This window comes from Cupriavidus sp. CuC1 (assembly GCF_044627735.1).
In the GTDB taxonomy this organism is placed as follows: Bacteria; Pseudomonadota; Gammaproteobacteria; order Burkholderiales; family Burkholderiaceae; genus Cupriavidus; species Cupriavidus ulmosensis.
On the sequence record NZ_JBIUHC010000023.1, the window covers coordinates 31261 to 48359 of the forward strand.

General features: G+C 62.3%; 11 protein-coding genes and 1 pseudogene. 7 read left to right on the forward strand and 5 right to left on the reverse strand.

The genetic code is table 11. The annotated features are described in order from the left end of the window. Positions 1-293: 293 nt before the first annotated feature. The 4 genes and pseudogenes from ACGLHR_RS12675 to ACGLHR_RS12690 form a co-directional block, all read right to left on the reverse strand. Positions 294-482: pseudogene (locus ACGLHR_RS12675) on the reverse strand (hypothetical protein); the annotation flags it as partial. Positions 483-554: 72 nt separating this feature from the next. Next, positions 555-1400, reverse strand: a complete 846-nt coding sequence (locus ACGLHR_RS12680) for a class II glutamine amidotransferase (RefSeq protein ID WP_400094186.1) — start codon at positions 1398-1400, stop codon at positions 555-557. A 146-nt stretch (positions 1401-1546) separates the two neighbouring features. Then, positions 1547-5035, reverse strand: coding sequence for an SNF2-related protein (locus ACGLHR_RS12685; protein WP_400094188.1), 3489 nt, complete (start codon positions 5033-5035; stop codon positions 1547-1549). A gap of 588 nt (positions 5036-5623) precedes the next feature. Next, positions 5624-5914 carry a hypothetical protein gene (locus tag ACGLHR_RS12690; protein WP_318232931.1) on the reverse strand — a complete coding sequence of 97 codons (291 nt, stop codon included), beginning with the start codon at positions 5912-5914 and terminating at the stop codon, positions 5624-5626. A gap of 702 nt (positions 5915-6616) precedes the next feature. On the opposite strand from ACGLHR_RS12690, the gene ACGLHR_RS12695 reads away from it, so the two are divergent. Genes ACGLHR_RS12695 through ACGLHR_RS12725 form a run of 7 tightly spaced genes read left to right on the forward strand, consistent with a single transcriptional unit; the run spans position 6617 to position 15266 of the window. Further along, the gene (locus ACGLHR_RS12695; RefSeq protein WP_400094190.1) at positions 6617-6805 is read left to right on the forward strand and encodes a hypothetical protein; all 189 of its coding nucleotides are present in this window, start codon (positions 6617-6619) and stop codon (positions 6803-6805) included. After that, positions 6802-7566 carry a cellulose biosynthesis protein BcsQ gene (bcsQ, locus tag ACGLHR_RS12700; RefSeq protein ID WP_400094191.1) on the forward strand — a complete coding sequence of 255 codons (765 nt, stop codon included), beginning with the start codon at positions 6802-6804 and terminating at the stop codon, positions 7564-7566. Before ACGLHR_RS12695 ends, bcsQ begins: the two co-directional genes overlap by 4 nt. Positions 7567-7574: 8 nt before the next feature. After that, positions 7575-10139 (forward strand): UDP-forming cellulose synthase catalytic subunit, encoded by a 2565-nt coding sequence (gene bcsA, locus ACGLHR_RS12705; RefSeq protein ID WP_400094256.1) that lies wholly within the window; start codon positions 7575-7577, stop codon positions 10137-10139. Positions 10140-10153: 14 nt separating this feature from the next. After that, positions 10154-11731 (forward strand): cellulose biosynthesis protein BcsG, encoded by a 1578-nt coding sequence (gene bcsG / locus ACGLHR_RS12710; RefSeq protein ID WP_400094192.1) that lies wholly within the window; start codon positions 10154-10156, stop codon positions 11729-11731. Next, positions 11728-12003: a hypothetical protein gene (locus ACGLHR_RS12715; protein ID WP_400094194.1), complete on the forward strand. Its 276-nt coding sequence runs from the start codon at positions 11728-11730 to the stop codon at positions 12001-12003. The genes bcsG and ACGLHR_RS12715 overlap by 4 nt, the downstream gene beginning before the upstream one ends. A 30-nt stretch (positions 12004-12033) precedes the next feature. Continuing rightward, positions 12034-13824 (forward strand): putative bifunctional diguanylate cyclase/phosphodiesterase, encoded by a 1791-nt coding sequence (locus tag ACGLHR_RS12720; RefSeq protein ID WP_400094196.1) that lies wholly within the window; start codon positions 12034-12036, stop codon positions 13822-13824. 47 nt (positions 13825-13871) lie between these two features. Continuing rightward, on the forward strand, positions 13872-15266 hold the full coding sequence (locus ACGLHR_RS12725; RefSeq protein WP_400094258.1) for an HDOD domain-containing protein: 1395 nt from the start codon (positions 13872-13874) through the stop codon (positions 15264-15266). Positions 15267-15343: 77 nt separating this feature from the next. Here the strand turns inward: ACGLHR_RS12725 and bcsE are convergent, their stop codons facing one another. After that, positions 15344-17095 (reverse strand): cellulose biosynthesis protein BcsE, encoded by a 1752-nt coding sequence (bcsE, locus tag ACGLHR_RS12730; RefSeq protein ID WP_400094198.1) that lies wholly within the window; start codon positions 17093-17095, stop codon positions 15344-15346. Between the last annotated feature and the right edge of the window lie 4 nt (positions 17096-17099).

A 17099-nucleotide genomic window follows, 5' to 3' on the forward strand; every position in this document is an offset into this window, starting at 1 on the left:
TGTTGCCGCTTGTAAAGCCTGTCCCGGATCTTCTTAGCCATTGCCTGCAATGTCTTGCAATGTCTTGCAATGTTTTAGAACTTTCCGATGGTTTGATCCCGCTTTCATGCGATATCGGAATACCTTGGCCAAGGGTTGTTTCCGGCTCGCATTCACCCCGTGCAGTCCGACTCCCCCCGGTCGCGCGGGCTTTTTTCAAAGGTGCAAATGCGCGAAGTATGGGTATTGGCTCAGTACCATGCTGCCGCGGCGATTGCAGTGCTCCGGCGAGGGGTGCGGCGCTACGTACGCACCGCCGGATGGATCGAGGCGGCGGCGCCGGCCTCAATCTCGGTCAATGCCGCAGCGACAAGGCTTCGGATGGCGCGCTCATGCACGATGAGCAGTCGATGCTGATACAACCACTGGTGCGCATATGACAGCAGTCGGTCCCGATCGGCGCAATGGAGCACTTCGTCGCACGGCGCCCGCACAAGGCCACGCAGGCCAGCAATCGCTTACGTGCTCATATCGCGGTGGGGCATTGAGCCTTGCGGTGCCCCTAACGCTGCCCCCTACGTCGACTGGTCCGGCAGCCGCGGCAAGAAGCGGTTGTGCTCGATTTCTCCGCCCCGGGCAACCAGGATGGTCGCCTCGGGAATCTCCTCCCACACCCCCTGCACGTCGATCAGCGGCTCGGACAGCACCAGGAAGGCGTCGTCGCCGGCGGCGATGATGCGCGGCTCGTCCGGGTAGAGCGCGCGCAACTGCCTGAACGAGGTGCTGTGGAACAGCGAGCGCGAGTCCGCCTCGCTCGAATAACGCGCCGCCACGATCTGCTGGCCATCGGTCACGCAGACGGTCATGTTGAGCGGAAACTGCACGTTGTGGCGGTAGCCGACGTCCTCGATCAGCCCGGCCATCTGCTCCAGCGCGCCGCGCGGATCGCGCTCCAGGCCGAAAGTCAGGGCCAGGAAGAACATCACCTCGGAATCGGTCGAACCCTCGATCCAGCGGAACAGGTGCGGCGCCACGGCCATCATCAGGTCGCGCCGCACGAGGGGGTACTCGCGGATCAGGCCGTTATGGACGAACAGCCAGCGGCCGAAGCGGAACGGATGGCAGTTGGTCTCCTGCGTCGCTGTGCCAGTGGCCGCGCGCACGTGGGCGACGAACAGCGGCGCCCGCACCGCCCGTGCCGTCTCGCGCAGGTTGGTGTCGCTCCAGGCCGGGTGCAGGCAGCGGTAGCGGAACGGCACCTCCGAGTGACGTCCGTACCAGCCGACGCCGAACCCGTCGCCATTGGTGGTGGTATGACCCAGCCGCGAATTCAAGCTCTGGTCGATCAGCGAGTGTTCCTGCTGGAACAGCACCGTTTCCAGCGGAACGGATTTGCCCGAGTAGGCTAGCCAGCGGCACATGATGCTTCTCCTCGACAATTGCGGTCCGGTGCCTTCCGGCCCACCTTTTAGTTGTAGGACGGCGACGCGCGAACGGCAACGCGCCTGGAGGGCGGTGATGCGTCGCGTGAGGAAAGTGTGGGGAAAAGCATCTAGTCAATGCTCGCTCAACGTTCCGACAGGCTAAACAGTGCCTTGAGGTCCTCCCCGCTGAGATTGCCGATCCACTGTTCGCCAGTACCAACCACCAAGTCGGCCAGTTCCCGCTTCGCACGAAGCATGTCGTTGATACGTTCTTCAAACGTCGCGCGCGTGATGAAGCGGTGGACCTGAACGTTGCGCTGCTGGCCAATGCGATAGGCCCGATCCGTGGCCTGGGCTTCGACGGCAGGATTCCACCACAGGTCGTAGTGGATGACATTGGAGGCCGCCGTCAGGTTCAGCCCGGTCCCGCCGGCCTTGAGCGACAGGATGAACACCCGTTCAGTTCGGTCGCTCTGGAATCGCTCGACCATCGCATCCCGCCTGGCCCGCGGGACACCGCCATGGAGAAATAGCGGATCTCGGCCGTATTGCTGTTGTAACCAACGGCATAGCAAGTCGCCCATCTCGCGGAACTGGGTAAATACCAGCACTTTTTCATGACTCGCGTGGATATCGTCAATGAGTTCAAGAAATCGATCAGCCTTGCCAGACGCCGCTGCATCGACCTGCCCCTGTTTTAGATATAGCGCGGGATGATTGCAGATCTGCTTCAATGCCAGCATCATCTGCAGCACCAAGCCTTGGCGCTTGAACGTGTCGGATTCCCCCGTGATGGTTCGCAACCCTTCCTGTACCACCGATTGATACAGAGCCGTCTGCACCTTGGTCAGCGTGCAGAATTGATCCTGCTCGATCTTGTCTGGCAAGTCGCTGATGATGGCCTTGTCAGATTTCAGGCGTCGCAACAGGAAGGGAGCCGTCACCCGCTTGAAGCGCTGCACGACATGCTGATCGCGCTGGATTTGAATAGGCGTCGCATAGTCCCGCACGAATTGACTCAGGCTTCCCAGATAACCCCGGTTAGCGAAATCCAGGATGCTCCAGTACTCGGACAGGCGGTTCTCCACCGGCGTGCCGCTCATGGCAATCAGGCTGGCGGCGGGGACCGCTTTCACGGCCTTGGTCTGGGCGGCCGCTGGGTTCTTGATATTCTGAGCCTCATCCACCACCACTACGCGCCACGCTAAGGCACGCAAGGCAGTCGCGGCCGTTCGGGCGATGCCGTAGGTCGTCAGCAGGACGTCGGGCCGGACTGCGCCGAGTTCACGCTTGCTGCCATGGAAGATGCCGACGCTCAGGCTGGGCGCGAAACGGCCAATTTCTTTCTGCCAATTGGTCAACAAACTGGTCGGCATGATGACCAGGGCCTTGGCGTCGTCGAGTGCGCCATCCTCCTTGAGCTTTTGCAGGGTCGCAATGACTTGTAGTGTCTTGCCCAGACCCATGTCGTCCGCAATCACGCTGCCAAGGCCAACTCGCGCATTCCGATAAAGCCAGGCATAGCCCCGCTGCTGGTATGGGCGCAAGGTGGCGTCGATACCACGCGGCAAAGGCACCGTGCCCGCTTGCAGCAAGTCTTGGATGATTTTCCTGGCCTTGCCATCCAGGCCAACAGTCGTCCCGGTGAACTCCCCCGCCAGCGCGATATGCAGCAACTCAGCGCCGGCAGGCGTCGATGGATTGGCCATCTGCGCGCGCAGGCGCTCGACCTCGTTCGGATCCAGATAGACATAGGTCCCCTTGAATCGTACGACGCCCGTGGCATCCTTGACTAATCGTTCGAATTCGGCGAGTGTCAGCAGATGGTCACCGACGGCCACGTTCCAGTCAAACGCAAATATATCGTCGGCGTTAAAGAAGCCACTGCTGTCAGCGGTCTTGCCCTTGATCTGCATGGACAAGCGGGGGCGCAGCAACCGCTCGAGCGCTTTCGGCAACAGCGCGCGAATACCCAGTAAACGGACCACTGGCAACGTGTCGAACAGCAAGCCCGGCAGCGCATCCGCGGCAATCTTGATAGGTGCCTTGGCGCTAGCACTAATATAGGCATTGATCGGCGGGAAGCACTCGGCCAAGAGCGCGATCGTTTGCAGAATGCCAAATCGTGCCTTCGACCAGGCCTGTTCGGTGAGAATCGCTGCCAGGGATACCGGCGTCTCCAGTACTGCCGAGCGATGCTCGACCATAAGTGACAATCCGAAATGCCCGGCCCTCCCCTCCTCGATGCACAACACCGGTGCATATTCCCGGTGCGCCAGATGGAATCGGGACAGCCAGGTGTGAATGCCGGCAGCGATCTCGCCCTCACCCGGACCGGAGTAGCTTGCTCGCCCTGTGCAGAAGAACAGAGCCAGCGTCTTATTACCGAGAGGTTTTTCGCCCGCGCCACCTGACCATGCATGGACGAAGTGATTCAGAAACAGGGAACACAGGCATGTTGCCTGAGCCTCGCGCGTAAGCACCGCCCGCTTCCGTCCCTTCCCCGTCTTGAGCATGCCCGATGGCAACGCAGCGCCGAGGCGCTGCATGAGGTCGAGCACGACCCCGTCGAGCGTGGCCGGAAGCCAGCGCAGCACCACTGTGCCAGCATCCCCGGCCAAGATCTGGGGGACCACCGCGCCACGTGCGAGCAACTGCAGCGCTATCAGCCGCACGTGGAAAAGAGCCGCCACGCGAGGCTGCAGGTCTGGCAAGTTGCTGGCTTCAATGTGGGCCAATGCAGTTTCCAAGGCATCAATGGTGGCGATGTCCTTGGTACCGGACACGGTCGCGCGCAATTCCGAGTCCATCGTAATCATCGGCAGGTCATCCGCGGCAAGCGTGATCCCCTCAGCGGCGCCGATATCCATGGCCTGTCGCGCCGCCCTGCCCACCCGTACCAGGACACGCTGCAACGTTTGGCGAAAATCTCCATTAGTGAAAAATGTGGGGTGTGCAGGCAGCACGTGCAGGAGCGGAGCGATCACGTCCGGAATCGCGGACAGATCGAGCTGATCAAGCGCAGCAAGATCTCCTGCATCAGCCGGCATGTCCGCTGCTGTCGGCAGCAGCTCGGCCAATGCGGGCAGGACAGCCCCGGCTCCCGGTTCAAGATGGATGTCGCGTGATTTTAAGGCTTGCGCCAGGTCGACGCCCCGCAATGCAAACACCAGGAACGGATTGCCATCGATCTCCCGGCTCAACAGGTAAATGGCTGCAGCCAGGTGTTTGCAAGGCACGGCCCAATCCGGGCAGGAACATTGCATATCCAGGTCCTTCCAATGCCCGGGAAAGACGGAAATACCAAGTTTACGAGCCCGATCCAGAACTGTCGGATCCAGTTCCCGATTGAGCATCTTGGCGATCAAGGCAGGATCGGTCGCGATGTCATCCAGAAGCCGTGTCGAATCCTTCCTTGAGAGTGGCGGCACGGCGATCGTCACCTGGTAGGGGCGTGGCCGGGAGCCTTGCACCAGGGCGTGAATGGTTCCATCCCTGACGACAAGATCCTTGACTGCCCCTTTGTTCGCGTAGGTTCGTCCGCGCGGCAGGCGGTTGTCGTAGTCGATGTGGGTCAGGGCATTGAGCCACTGCTCACCCCACCACGTTTTACCGAAAGCTTGTCGTGTCACTGTGTCAAAGTCGCATCATCATTGGGGGCATTTTCTCAGGGAAATGCAGCTCGTGTTGGAAACAGTGCACGCCAGCCCCATCCTCACTCCGAACGCCGGTGCTTATCCATGAGACCGCGCCGACGCGGGGGCCAAGTGGCGACGCAATGAACGTATTCAGGGGCGATGGAGGGATGCCATCGTTCGATGCGAGATCGGCGCTGGTCGGCACATAGGTGTAGTGGCCCGATAACATAAATCGCAGGAACCGATTAGATCGGCGCTGATGGGACCATCATTACGTGAGAACGCGCCCATATCACTTGAGAACGGCCCGATTATCTCGCCGAGGGTCCACATTAGGCGAGAACGCCACAGCGGCGCGCTTCGGAGGGGACTGACTGGACGAAGTGGTCGAAAAGGGACTTCCCTTGGACTCGATAAAGAAGAAAATTGCCCGCTCCGCTTTTCGGAATAATACGGACGTGGGTCCGTTTGCAGGTCTGGACGAACCCAGCAAGACGTGGGCGTGAGGAGCGGACGGTGAGGCCGGTTGCGTACGTCCCCATCCGCCCGCTGAACTCACGCGCTGCCAGTCGCAAGGCAATGTTACTTCAGGTGAATGAGGACTGATCCCTCCGATATCTCCGGCGCGCCCACGCCCGTGCTTCCGGCGTTTTTCGCGATCCAGTCCTTCGCCTTCTGCACGCTTTCGTCAGTGCCTGCCTTGTCCTGGCAAACAGTCACCGAGAATCCGCCATCGCCGCTGCGTGCGAGGGTGTAGCCGACAAAGCCTTTGACCGAACGCATCAGTTCTTCGACCTCAGCCGTGCGCGTCTCCAGCAGATCGAACAACTCCTTTGCACCCTTTCCGGAAAATCTCCTTATCACAGTTTGCATGATTGCATCCTCCTGTTTGACCAGCGAGACCAGCATGCCGCACGAACAATGCACGCAGCGTGTAACTGCTCTTTCCGACAGCGTGTAGAGCGTGGGAGCAATTGAGAGGGCCGCGCACCTGACTCGCGCGACCCATACCAAGTGTAGTGACTGTACCGTCGTAGTAAACCAGAGGGGCAAAATCCTGGCACCTTCACCCAACCTCCACAATTGGCCGGTCTGAGACGGACGCGCCACTTAACGCGGCGTCCGTCCGATGACAAGTTTCTCCTGCGTTTTTCTGATCCTCTCCATTTCACCCTAAAGAATGCGAGGCGCCGGCCGATATTCGGAGGGATAGCGCTTGCCTTCTCCATCGCCGACGTCTGCCCCGAAAGTGTCAAAGCGATGAATCGTGGGATCTCTCTACGGACCAGTGGAGTCTCCCCAGTCGTCCGAGCCGTTCAGGAACCACCTGGCCTTAACGCTGATCTGTGTGGCGCACTAGTAACTTACGGCTGCGACCTGGATGCGCTAACGAATAGATTTCGGGGAGGCGGATCCTACGCTGGGCTTGTAGGAGGGCATTTATATGGGCTTGCAAATGAGGCAGAAGGCTTAGTTGCGGGCCGGACGTCAGAACGGACAGAGTCCCTCTGCTCCACATCGGGTGCGGCCAGGTGCGTGGGCAGGGCCGCCTTCGCCCATTCGGAAACAGTTTCTATGGCGATCATGCGTGTTTTTCTCGGCTATTTTGTCTGGGGGCTGATCTTGGCAGTGCCGTTGGCGTGGCTCGTGTGGCGCATCGGCCTGCTGCGCTGGCCTGGCCGCATCGCGCGGCTGCCTGAACAGCTCGAGGGCATCGTGATTCATGGCAAGCGTTGGCGCGGCCAGGGAGAGACGCGCCGGTGAAGATCCTCGCCATCGTCTCGACGGTTGGCGGCGCGGGCCGGACCACGCTAACCGCCGAGCTCGCGTCACTGCTGGTCGCGCGTGGCAATCCGGTACTTGCCATCGAGTGCGACCCGCGCAACGTGCTCGGTATGTACTTCGGCATGGAAACGCCCCCAAAGGCGGGCCTGTCATCGCGCATCCTGGCGACGGCGTCCGAGGCCTGGGCCGACGCTGGCTTTGTCAGCGACGACGGGGTCCTGTTCGTCCCGTGGGGCAGGGGAGGCGTCGACGGCGAAGCACTGGCACGCATGGATCGCGACCCCAACTGGCTTCGCAAGAGGCTGGCCCTTGTCGCTCTGCCAGCTCACGGTGTCGCGCTCGTCGACACGGCGACCTGGCCCTCGGTGCAGGCCAGCCAGGCCATCGCGGCGGCGGATCTCGTGCTTGTGCTCACGCCGCCCGCGCCCGCGGTGTGCGCCACACTGGAGGGCTTTCGCCAAGCAATGGTGGCCAGCGGTACGCCCTGCGCCTATGTGGCCAACCTGGTAAATCCGGCACGCCAGTTGCATGCGGACATCATGGCGCTGCTGCGCACCACATTGGGGCCGGCCATGCTCCCGTATCCCGTGCACCAGGACGAGGGTGTGCCGGAGGCGTTTACGCGCAACGAAGCCTTCCATTTGACTTCGCCGCATTCGCAGGCTGCGCATGACCTGCACGGCCTGGCGTCATGGGTCTCAGGATGGATCAACGGCGGCGCACAGGGAGCGCCGGCGTGATCGCGCAGATGCTCCGGCGATGGGGTGTCGCCATAGGGCGCGTTCTGGCGCGCGAACTGGGCATTGCCGGGCTGGGCGAGCCAGGAGGCAACCAGCAATGGCTGCTTCGCTTGTTCTTCCAGCCACCGCGACCAGGCCGCCCGGACCTGCCTGCATTGTGGATCCATGCACTGAGCCGACGCGTGGCGGAACGTCTGGGGCTCGGCAGGAATTCGCTTCCGCGCGCATGGCTGCTGCGCTTGGTCTTGCGTGCGCCGAAGCCTCGGCGCCGCATTGCCGCAACAACGCAGCGGCGCAATCCGCTGCGGCCAGAGGTCAAGTCTTCTCCGGTGCGGCGCACGAAAATCCGCTGGCTGGCATCGGGCTACCAGTGGGTGGCGCAAAGGCGTGATTGCATCGCGGCGCGCCTGCCGCGCATTGGCTGGATCGTCGGTGGCCAACATCTCGAACGGCTTGCCGTGGCGCTAGCCAAGATCCCTTTCGCTCTGCCGGCGCTGCTGCTGCTCGCCGCCATCGCCAACATCGTCATTTGCACCACGCCGCTGCCGCTGACCGGGCAGGTCATTTTGTTCCTTCTGGTATGGGCAGGCGTGATGCTGTTGCGCCGCATCCCCGGCAGGCTGCCAACGCTAGTCATGATCTCGCTGGCGCTACTGATGGCGGGGCGGTACATCTGGTGGCGCTCGACCCAGACCCTTGACCTTCACACCGCGACCGAAGCGGTGATCGGCTACCTGCTCTTTGCCGCGGAAGCTTACACCTGGCTGGTGATGTTCCTCGGCTATATCCAGACGGCATGGCCGCTGAACCGCAAGCCGCGCGCGCTGCCGGCCGACCCCGCACTGTGGCCGACAGTCGATATCTACATCCCCAGCTATAACGAGCCGCTCTCCGTGGTGCGCCCGACCGTGTTCGCCGCGCGCAGCATCGACTGGCCCGCTCACAAGCTCAATGTGTACATCCTCGACGACGGTCGGCGCGACGAGTTTCAGGCCTTCGCCAGGGAAGCCGGCGTCGGCTACATCACGCGAGACAACAACCGCCACGCAAAGGCTGGCAACATCAACCAGGCGATACCGAAAACGCAGGGCGAATATATCGCCATCTTCGACTGCGATCACATCCCGACACGCTCATTCCTGCAAATGACGATGGGCGAGTTCGTCGCAGACCCCAAATGCGCGATGGTGCAGACGCCGCACCATTTCTTTTCTCCAGACCCGTTCGAACGCAACTTCGACACCTTCCGTCGTGTCCCCAATGAAGGCAGCCTGTTCTATGGCCTCATTCAAGATGGCAATGACCTCTGGAACTCGACCTTCTTCTGCGGTTCCTGCGCCGTCATCAAGCGCGCGCCATTACTGGAAGTCGGTGGCATCGCGGTAGAAACCGTTACCGAGGACGCGCACACTGCCCTCAAGCTGCACCGGCTCGGCTACAACACGGCATATCTGCGCACGGTGCAGGCTGCTGGTCTCGCAACCGAAAGCTTGTCCGGCCACATCGGCCAGCGCATCCGCTGGGCGCGTGGCATGGCGCAGATCTTCCGGATCGACAACCCATTGCTCGGCAAGGGGCTGAGCGTGTTCCAGAGGATCTGCTACAGCAACGCCATGCTGCATTTCTTCTATGGTATTCCACGGCTGATCTTCCTGACCATGCCGATCGCGTACCTCTATTTCGAGTTGCATGTGATCAATACGTCCGCCGTGCAGATTGCGGCCTACGTGCTGCCGTATATCTGCATCGCAAATATCTCCAACTCGCGGATACAAGGGAGGTTCCGGCATTCGTTCTGGGCCGAGGTTTATGAATCGGTACTGGCCTGGTACATCGTGCTGCCGACCACAGTGGCCTTCATCAACCCCAAGCTGGGCAAGTTCAACGTGACCGCCAAGGGCGGGCAGATCGAGGAGGAGTTTCTCGACTGGACAATTTCGAAGCCGTATCTTGTTCTGCTGGGAATCAACGTGCTGGGCCTTGCCCTCGGGCTTGGCCGCTTGCTGCTCTGGCGCACGGAGGAACCCGCGACGGTGGTGATGAATATGGCATGGGCGCTGGTGAACCTGATCATGCTGGGGGCCGCCGTCGGCGTGGCGAAGGAGGCAAGGCAGGTGCGCGTGTCGCACCGCATCCCGATGCGCGTGCCGGCCACGCTGCTGCTCCCGGATGGCAAGACGCTCGCTTGCCATACCGAGAACTACTCGATGGGCGGGCTCGGACTGGTGCTGCCGGTCGAAGCTCGCCTCGAGGGCGGTATGCGCGTCGGCGTCTGCCTGTCGCGCGGCAGCCAGCAATACCACTTCCCCGCTACCGTGACCCGCTACCACAACTACCGCCTGGGCGTGAAGCTCGACGAACTGACGACCGACATGGAGATCCAGCTTATCCAATGCACATTCGGGCGGGCCGACGCCTGGCTCGAGTGGCACGAGGGGCAGCAGACCGACGTGCCGCTGCGTGGCCTGAAGGACGTGGTCGGGATGGGCTATCAGGGTCTCCTGCGGCTCTACGACGCTTTCATGGATGCGGTTGACGCATTCTTTGCGCGGCCGCGGCCGCGCCAGCCCTGATCTCGCTCGACACGATGGGACTCTGGAACCTCTACTTCGCAGCCAAGCTCTACCTGTACGCGACCGGACAGGTCGCACCGAAATGGCTGTTCAATATTCTGTTCGCATCCGTGCTGCTGTTCCCGCTGCGTCGCCGCTGGCTGCGCCTGTTGCGGCAGTGCCTGGCCTTGCCTGCGGGTGCCGCCTTGCTGTACTGGGAATCAAACCTGCCGCCCTTCGCTCGCGTAGCCTCCCAGTTTTCAAATCTGCAGAGCTTCACGCCTGCCTACATGCTGGAGTTGTCCCAGCGAGTCATCAGCCATCAGATGATCGTCACGGCAATGGCGGCGCTAATCGCATACGCCATTGTCAACCGCTGGGTGCGCGTCTCGACGTTTGTTCTGCTTGCGCTGCTGGTGGTGCCGATGTGGCAGCAGGTCGGCGGCATCGCTGCTGGCACGGCCGCTACGCGGATAGCGGGCGGTACGGCGGGCACCCCCGGCCCCGCCGGCGTGGACAGTGCGGCAGTTGCCGGCGACAAGGATGCCCAGTTGGCAGGATTCCGCGAGCAGGAATCGAAGCGGCAGGTGAGCTTCGGCAAGCTCGCGGCAGCCCCCGACGCCCAGTTCGACATCATCGTGCTGCATATCTGCTCGCTCGCCTGGGACGATCTCGATGTCGCGAAGGCGCGCAATCATCCGCTGCTGTCGCGCTTCGACTTTCTGTTCAAGGACTTCAGTTCCGCGGCAAGCTATAGCGGGCCGGCAGCCATCCGGCTGCTGCGCGCTTCGTGCGGCCAGCAATCGCACCAGGCGCTCTACAGTCAGGCGCCGGCACAGTGCCACCTCTTCGAGGATCTGGCCCTGGCCGGCTTTGATGTAAAGATGTTGATGAATCACGACGGACACTTCGACAACTTCCTCGACGTCGTACAGAAGGAAATCGGCGTGCCGGATGTGAAGCCCGAGCCGACCGCGGGGCTGCCGGTGGCAATGCGTGCCTTCGATAACTCGCCTATCCTCGACGACTATGCCGTGCTGGAGAACTGGTACAAGGGCCGTCTCGTGCAAAAAGGCGGCCCGATGGCCCTGTACTACAACACCGTGTCCCTGCACGACGGCAATCGCCTGCCTGGCCAGAAACTGACCAGCCTCGAGTCCTATCCGCTTCGGATCAACAAGTTGCTGGGCGATGTGGACAAGCTGATCGAGCTGATTGGCCGCTCGGGGCGAAAGGCGGTAGTCGTCTTCGTGCCCGAGCACGGGGCAGCGCTGCGCGGTGACGAAAACCAGATCGCCGGCATGCGCGAGATCCCGTCGCCGCGCATTGTGCATGTCCCGGTGGGCGTCAAACTGGTAGGCCTGCCGGCGCCCGCGGCGGGCCAGCCGGTGACAATCGAGGCGCCGAGCAGTTTCCTTGCATTGGTGCAGTTGCTTTCGAATATCGTGGCCGACAGTCCGTTCCGGCCCGGTGCGCCCGCGCTGCCTCAGTATGCGAACGACCTGCCCCAGACGCAGATGATTGGCGAAGGGGACGACACTGTCATGCTCAGGCGCCGCAATGACTATGTTGTCCGCGGGGCGGACGGCATATGGCTGGAAGGTAAGCTATGAAGTCTGCGCAATCGCACCCGGCATGCGCCGTCAGCAGCGATATCGAGGCACTGGGCCAGAAGGTAGAGGGCTTCGCACCGGGACGGTACTACGACCAGCAGGCTGAGCAGGTCTTCCATGCCGCCGCTCGGCGCTGGCCGCGGCTGGCCCGCATGCTGGAGCGCAGCGACGCCGAGGTACCTCCCGCGCTGCCCGCACCGCTGCGTCCCTCGGGAGACGTCGTTACGCAAACACAGAATGACCCGGTTTATCTGGTTGAGCAGAATGGCTGAGGCGATTTCGTCTGCAAGGACTTCGAGCTAATGAACTCCATGACATCGTTTACGTATGACGCAGTGCTCGCAGACGAGCCTGCCGACTGGTCATCATCGGTCCGCAGCCCACATCTCTTGCGCGATATGTCGGAGCGGGACGCCCTGGCGTTGCTTGAGGTGTCAGGGGCGCTCGCCCTGCTGGTCGATGCCCAGGGAAGTATCCTGAAAGCGACAGAGACATCGGCACAATTGCTGGACTACCCGCGCGAGTACCTGCTCAGGTCCTCGATACTGGACATAGTTTCGTCCGAACACCGGGAACGACTTGCCGAACTGCTCCAGGGCTGCGAGCGAGACGGTTGCCACAAGTGGTACAGGGTGCGCTTCGCAGGTGGCATCAGTGGAAGCCGATGGCTGGATATCCGTCTGAGTCTCCACGCAAGCGAAGACGGAAGTTCGTGCCTGCTGATGTATGGCAGCGACGTGACGCGGTGGGTCGACAATGAACAGCGGCTCGTTGATGAGTCCTTTCGCGACCCCCTGACCGGTGTCGGCAACAGGGCTCTGATGCGCAAGCGCATCGCCGAGTATTTTGCCGATGACGGCAAGGGAAAGGCGCCGTTTGCTATCGCCCTGATGGACCTCGATGGATTCAAGAAGGTCAATGATTCCCTAGGCCACGAGTTCGGAGATGCGTTGCTCAAGCAGGTGAGCATGCGATTGAAAGACGTCGTGCGCCCGCAGGATACGGTGGCTCGGCTTGGCGGCGACGAGTTTGTACTGCTCCTGAATGGGATGACATCTGAGGCTGCCGCCATTGGTATGCTTGAAAGAATCACACACGCCTGCAGACAGCCCTTTCAGCTGTCCGGTTGCCAGGTTCGTGTCACCACGAGCATCGGGCTTACCTTCTGGGATGATTCGCATCGGTCCACCTCTCAGCTCCTCAGGTGCGCCGACCTTGCCATGTACGACGCCAAGGCGCAGGGCAAAAATCGCTACTGCGTCTATTCGTCGGAGCTGGAGCATCGCCTGGACGAACAGTTCCGCATTGAGCAGGGCATGTTCGAGGCGGTGCAGAACGGAGAATTCCTGCTGTGCTACCAGCCAATCGTGTGGCCCGGTTCGGGCAAGGTCTGCGCTGTCGAGGCACTGATGCGATGGGAACGCGAGAGCGAGATCGTTTCGCCGGATGTGTTTATCCCGATTGCCGAGAACAACGGCCTCATCAATCACCTGGGAGCGTGGGCGCTGCGCTGCGCCTGCGTGCAGCTTGCGGGCTGGGATGCATTGGGCATCCATGTCGACTACATGTCGGTGAATGTCTCGCCCGTCCAGTTCCGGCACCCCGGCTTCGCCGACAGCGTCAGACGGGCGATCGCGGAATCCGGCATCGGCGCCAATCGATTGTTTCTGGAGATTACGGAAGGGGCGTTGATGACCGACCCCAAGGCCGCCGAAGACCTGCTGATCGAGCTTCGTGCATTGGGCGTGCGCTTCGCCGTCGACGACTTCGGCACCGGCTATTCCAGCCTGTCCTACCTTCGCCGCTTCCCGCTCTCGGTGCTAAAGATCGACAGGAGCTTTGTCGCCGACATGATGAACTCGCCGCACGCCAGAACCATCGTGTCCGCGGTGCTGTCACTAGCGCGTGAACTGGGCCTGGTGGCGATCGCGGAGGGCGTCGAATCGGATGCGCAGAGCCATCTGCTGGCCGAGCAGGGTTGCGATCTGGTCCAGGGCTGGCGCTACGCCAAGGCGATGAGCCCAACCCAGTTTGAGAATGCTATCCAGACCGGCCAGCTGCAACTCGACAGTGCGCAAGTACTCCTGGACTAGACGCCGTGACGCAAAAGAAACAGTTATTCGAAGAACTCTGGACCAGAATGGCCAGGCAGGGAGACTTCCCCACGCTGCAATTCTGCTTCGACAACGTCTTCAAGACGCTGAACAGCGACATCAGCGTCGGCGAGATGGCCGCTGGCGTGCTCTCGGACTTCAGCCTGTCGCAGAAGGTCATCCGCCTGGCCAATTCGGCCATGTACCACTCGTTCGGCGGCGAGGTGACGACGGTATCTCGCGCCATCCTGATCCTGGGCGTCGATGCGATCAGCCACTTGACGCTCGGCGTCCAGTTACTGGACTACTTCAGTGGCGCAGCACCCAAGCGCCCGCAAGCCGCGCGGGCACTGCAGCAAGCGCTTGTCGCCGGCGAGTTCACGCGTGCACTAAGCAGCGCGCAAGGCATCAACCAGGCGGAGGAAGCGGTGGTCTGCACCTTGATGCACGACATAAGCCGGTTGCTGCTGGTGTTCTACCTGCCTGACGAATGGGCACGGATCGAAGCTCTGTGCGCCGAGGACGCCATCGCGCAAAGCGAGGCCTGCGAGCGTATCCTCGGCGTGACCCTGGAGGAAATCGCCGAAGCGGCCGCGGTGAAATGGCGGCTGCCTGCCCTGATCGCGAGGTCGATGACGCGCAAGCACCTCGACACGGAAATGGTGTTGGACTCCCATGGAGACTGGCTGGGCGCGATCGCCGAGATTTCCTCCCGGGCCGCGGCGCTGCTTTCCAGGGGGGAGCCCGAGGAGGTCATCCATGACTTGCTGCAAAGCCATGCGCAGGCCTTGGGGCTGCAATCATCCGTCGTCGATGCCGCGGTATGGCAAGCCCGGGAACTCAATGCTTCCATCGCCGGATCCGAGTCGCATGATGTTGCCGAAGCGCCCCTACCCCATCATTCCGGCAAACCGCACAACGTCCTCAAGCGACTTCAGGAAAGTCTCCTTGAAATCAAACGCACGGGCGGCAATCTTCCGGTTTCCGAACTGGCCCCGCTGGTGCTCGAGTCAGCGATGAGGGCACTGAATTTCTCGCGTTGTTTTCTCATGCTCCTGAACCCGGCGGCCAAGCGTTTCGGAGCACGTGTCGCCTTTGGCGAGGGCATGCGGGAAAAGCTGGAAGCCTTGTCGTTCGAGGAAGGGTTCGTTCCGGACATCTTTCATTTCGCCGCCATCGCGCACAAGCCGCTGCTGTTTGCGGACACCTTCGACAAGGAAGTGGCGCACCGGGTGCCGCGCTGGTATCGCGAGCAACTGCCAGACGCGAAGTCCATCCTGCTCGCGCCCGTGGACGTGCACAATCGCTGCGTCGCCATCATCTGCGGCGACTGGGGGTCAACCACCTGCGCGGGCGGCATGTCGGAGAGTGAGTTGGAAGCCCTTGACCTTCTGGCCCGGGAGATCTCTTCAGCCTTCCTCAGGTCCTCCGAGCGCCGGTGAGCGGTAGTTCAGCGAGGCCCTGTGCGGCAAATAAAGACCAGCATTTGCCATATGCGGCCTGATTGCTTGACGCATCGTCATAGGCCCCGGGGCTTCAGCGGTACCGCGCGTGGCCGTGGCAACTGGCGCGGCGACGCGCATCGGCCTGGTGACGGGAGGAGCGCGTCGCTACGTGGGAGCGCGTTCATGGCTTCTACCTCGCCGGACAGGGCCAGCGTCGTCGCGGCTGCCGCAGGGGCGTCCAGATGAAGCGCCAGCCAGCCGCGATAATCCGGCAGGGTGCGACCGGCCGCATCGGTTTCCAACGTCTCGAGCAAAGCGGTGATGGAGTCCTGGTCGCCGCAGCGCAGTTCTCCCGCGAACAGATCGACCAACGGGCGCTGGAAGACCCGCTTGCATACCCCGTCCATATCATTCATCCGGCAGGCAAAGAAGAACGCGTACACGCTGTCCGAACCCACAGTGCAGATATCGCCAACACGGCTCATGCGGCAGGCGCGCAGCGCATCCACATGCGCCACCTCAGGCAGCAATGGCAAGCGTAGCAGCACGTGCGGCAAACGAATGGTGCGACTGCGCGCAAGCGCAGTACGCACAAGCTCGACGAACTCTCCCGCCGGCACATAGCCGGTCGCGGCGCCGGAGACTACGGCGGACAGCGCGGTCTGGCAGTCGGCAGGGACCGGACGCGAGAATAGCTGACCCTGGATGCCTTCGAGGATTGCCTCGCCACGTGCGAACGTCGTGCGGCGCCCAATGACCAGGTTGGCGCCGAGGTTCAGGACCAGCAGTTCATAGTGCTGCCGCATGGCTTCCCCGTCTTCTCGCACCACAATCTTCAAGGCCTCGCCGCAGCGGCGGCGCAACTGATGGACCTGTCGTGCCAGCCCTTCGAGTTGTTGGTGGCCGCCGTAATGGAATATCACCGTCGCGGCGACGGCATTCTGCGCGGTGGCGGCCACGGCTTCATTACTGTCGACCACCTCCCAGTGCTCGGGTATCCAGCGTTCGCGTATCACCGCATCGCGGGCAACGATCACACGCTGCTCGTCGGGTGCCAGCAGACCGGCCTCCTCCGTGGCGCCGGTGACCGCATCGCTTGCCACCATCAGGCGATGGTCGCGCGGCGAAAAGCGCAGCGCAAGCGTCTCGCTTGCCACGACGGCGTCGTGATCGCGCCAGAACGCGACTTCCCACGCGCGCTGAGCGTGGCGCAGAGTGAGCCGCACGACGCCAGCCAAGCGGCCGTGGAAGGCATGCAGATCGGTAGCAGCGCGATTGTCCTCTGTCGCCGGCGGCGCCAATATCAGCAGCACGCCGTGGTGTCGCCGCGCGCACCAGGCGGAAAGACGAGCGCCTTCCTGCTGCAGCGCATTGCCATCGTGCCACGAGAAGAAGGCTTCCGCGCCGTCTACGAGGAACTGGCTGCCGTGCGCGGCGCATCGATCGGACAGCGACTGGAGCGCTTCGAGCAGGACGTCGATGCCCGGCCGCCCAGGCAGGGTGCGCAGCGAGCAGAGATTGGCCTTGCGGTGCAGCGATCCCGGGGCGTCAATGTCCAGGCCATGCTGGCGCAGCCCCGCCGCGATGTCCGGTGCATCGCGCGTGGACAGGACGGTCGCGGGGCCGCGCAGCGCGGGGACCGCGGTCTGCCAGAGCAGCGCATCGCGTGCCGGTGATGGCTCAGCGTAAATCGCGTGCACGCAACCCGGAGCGAGCGCCGCCAGCGCCGGCGGCAGACCGTCGATGGCTAGTGTCACGCGATGCCGCGGGCGCGCGAAGCGGGGGCGGCGTGTTTCCGGTGCGCGGATGCCTTCGGTATCGTTCATTGCA

What these genes read in the sequence shown, in the direction of transcription:
- ACGLHR_RS12680 (WP_400094186.1), bottom strand. Translation starts at nt 1,400, where the DNA reads ATGTGCCGCTGGCTAGCCTACTCGGGCAAATCCGTTCCGCTGGAAACG.
- ACGLHR_RS12690 (WP_318232931.1), bottom strand. Translation starts at nt 5,914, where the DNA reads ATGCAAACTGTGATAAGGAGATTTTCCGGAAAGGGTGCAAAGGAGTTG.
- ACGLHR_RS12695 (WP_400094190.1), top strand. Translation starts at nt 6,617, where the DNA reads ATGGCGATCATGCGTGTTTTTCTCGGCTATTTTGTCTGGGGGCTGATC.
- bcsA (WP_400094256.1), top strand. Translation starts at nt 7,575, where the DNA reads ATGCTCCGGCGATGGGGTGTCGCCATAGGGCGCGTTCTGGCGCGCGAA.
- bcsG (WP_400094192.1), top strand. Translation starts at nt 10,154, where the DNA reads ATGGGACTCTGGAACCTCTACTTCGCAGCCAAGCTCTACCTGTACGCG.
- ACGLHR_RS12715 (WP_400094194.1), top strand. Translation starts at nt 11,728, where the DNA reads ATGAAGTCTGCGCAATCGCACCCGGCATGCGCCGTCAGCAGCGATATC.
- ACGLHR_RS12720 (WP_400094196.1), top strand. Translation starts at nt 12,034, where the DNA reads ATGAACTCCATGACATCGTTTACGTATGACGCAGTGCTCGCAGACGAG.
- ACGLHR_RS12725 (WP_400094258.1), top strand. Translation starts at nt 13,872, where the DNA reads ATGGCCAGGCAGGGAGACTTCCCCACGCTGCAATTCTGCTTCGACAAC.
- bcsE (WP_400094198.1), bottom strand. Translation starts at nt 17,095, where the DNA reads ATGAACGATACCGAAGGCATCCGCGCACCGGAAACACGCCGCCCCCGC.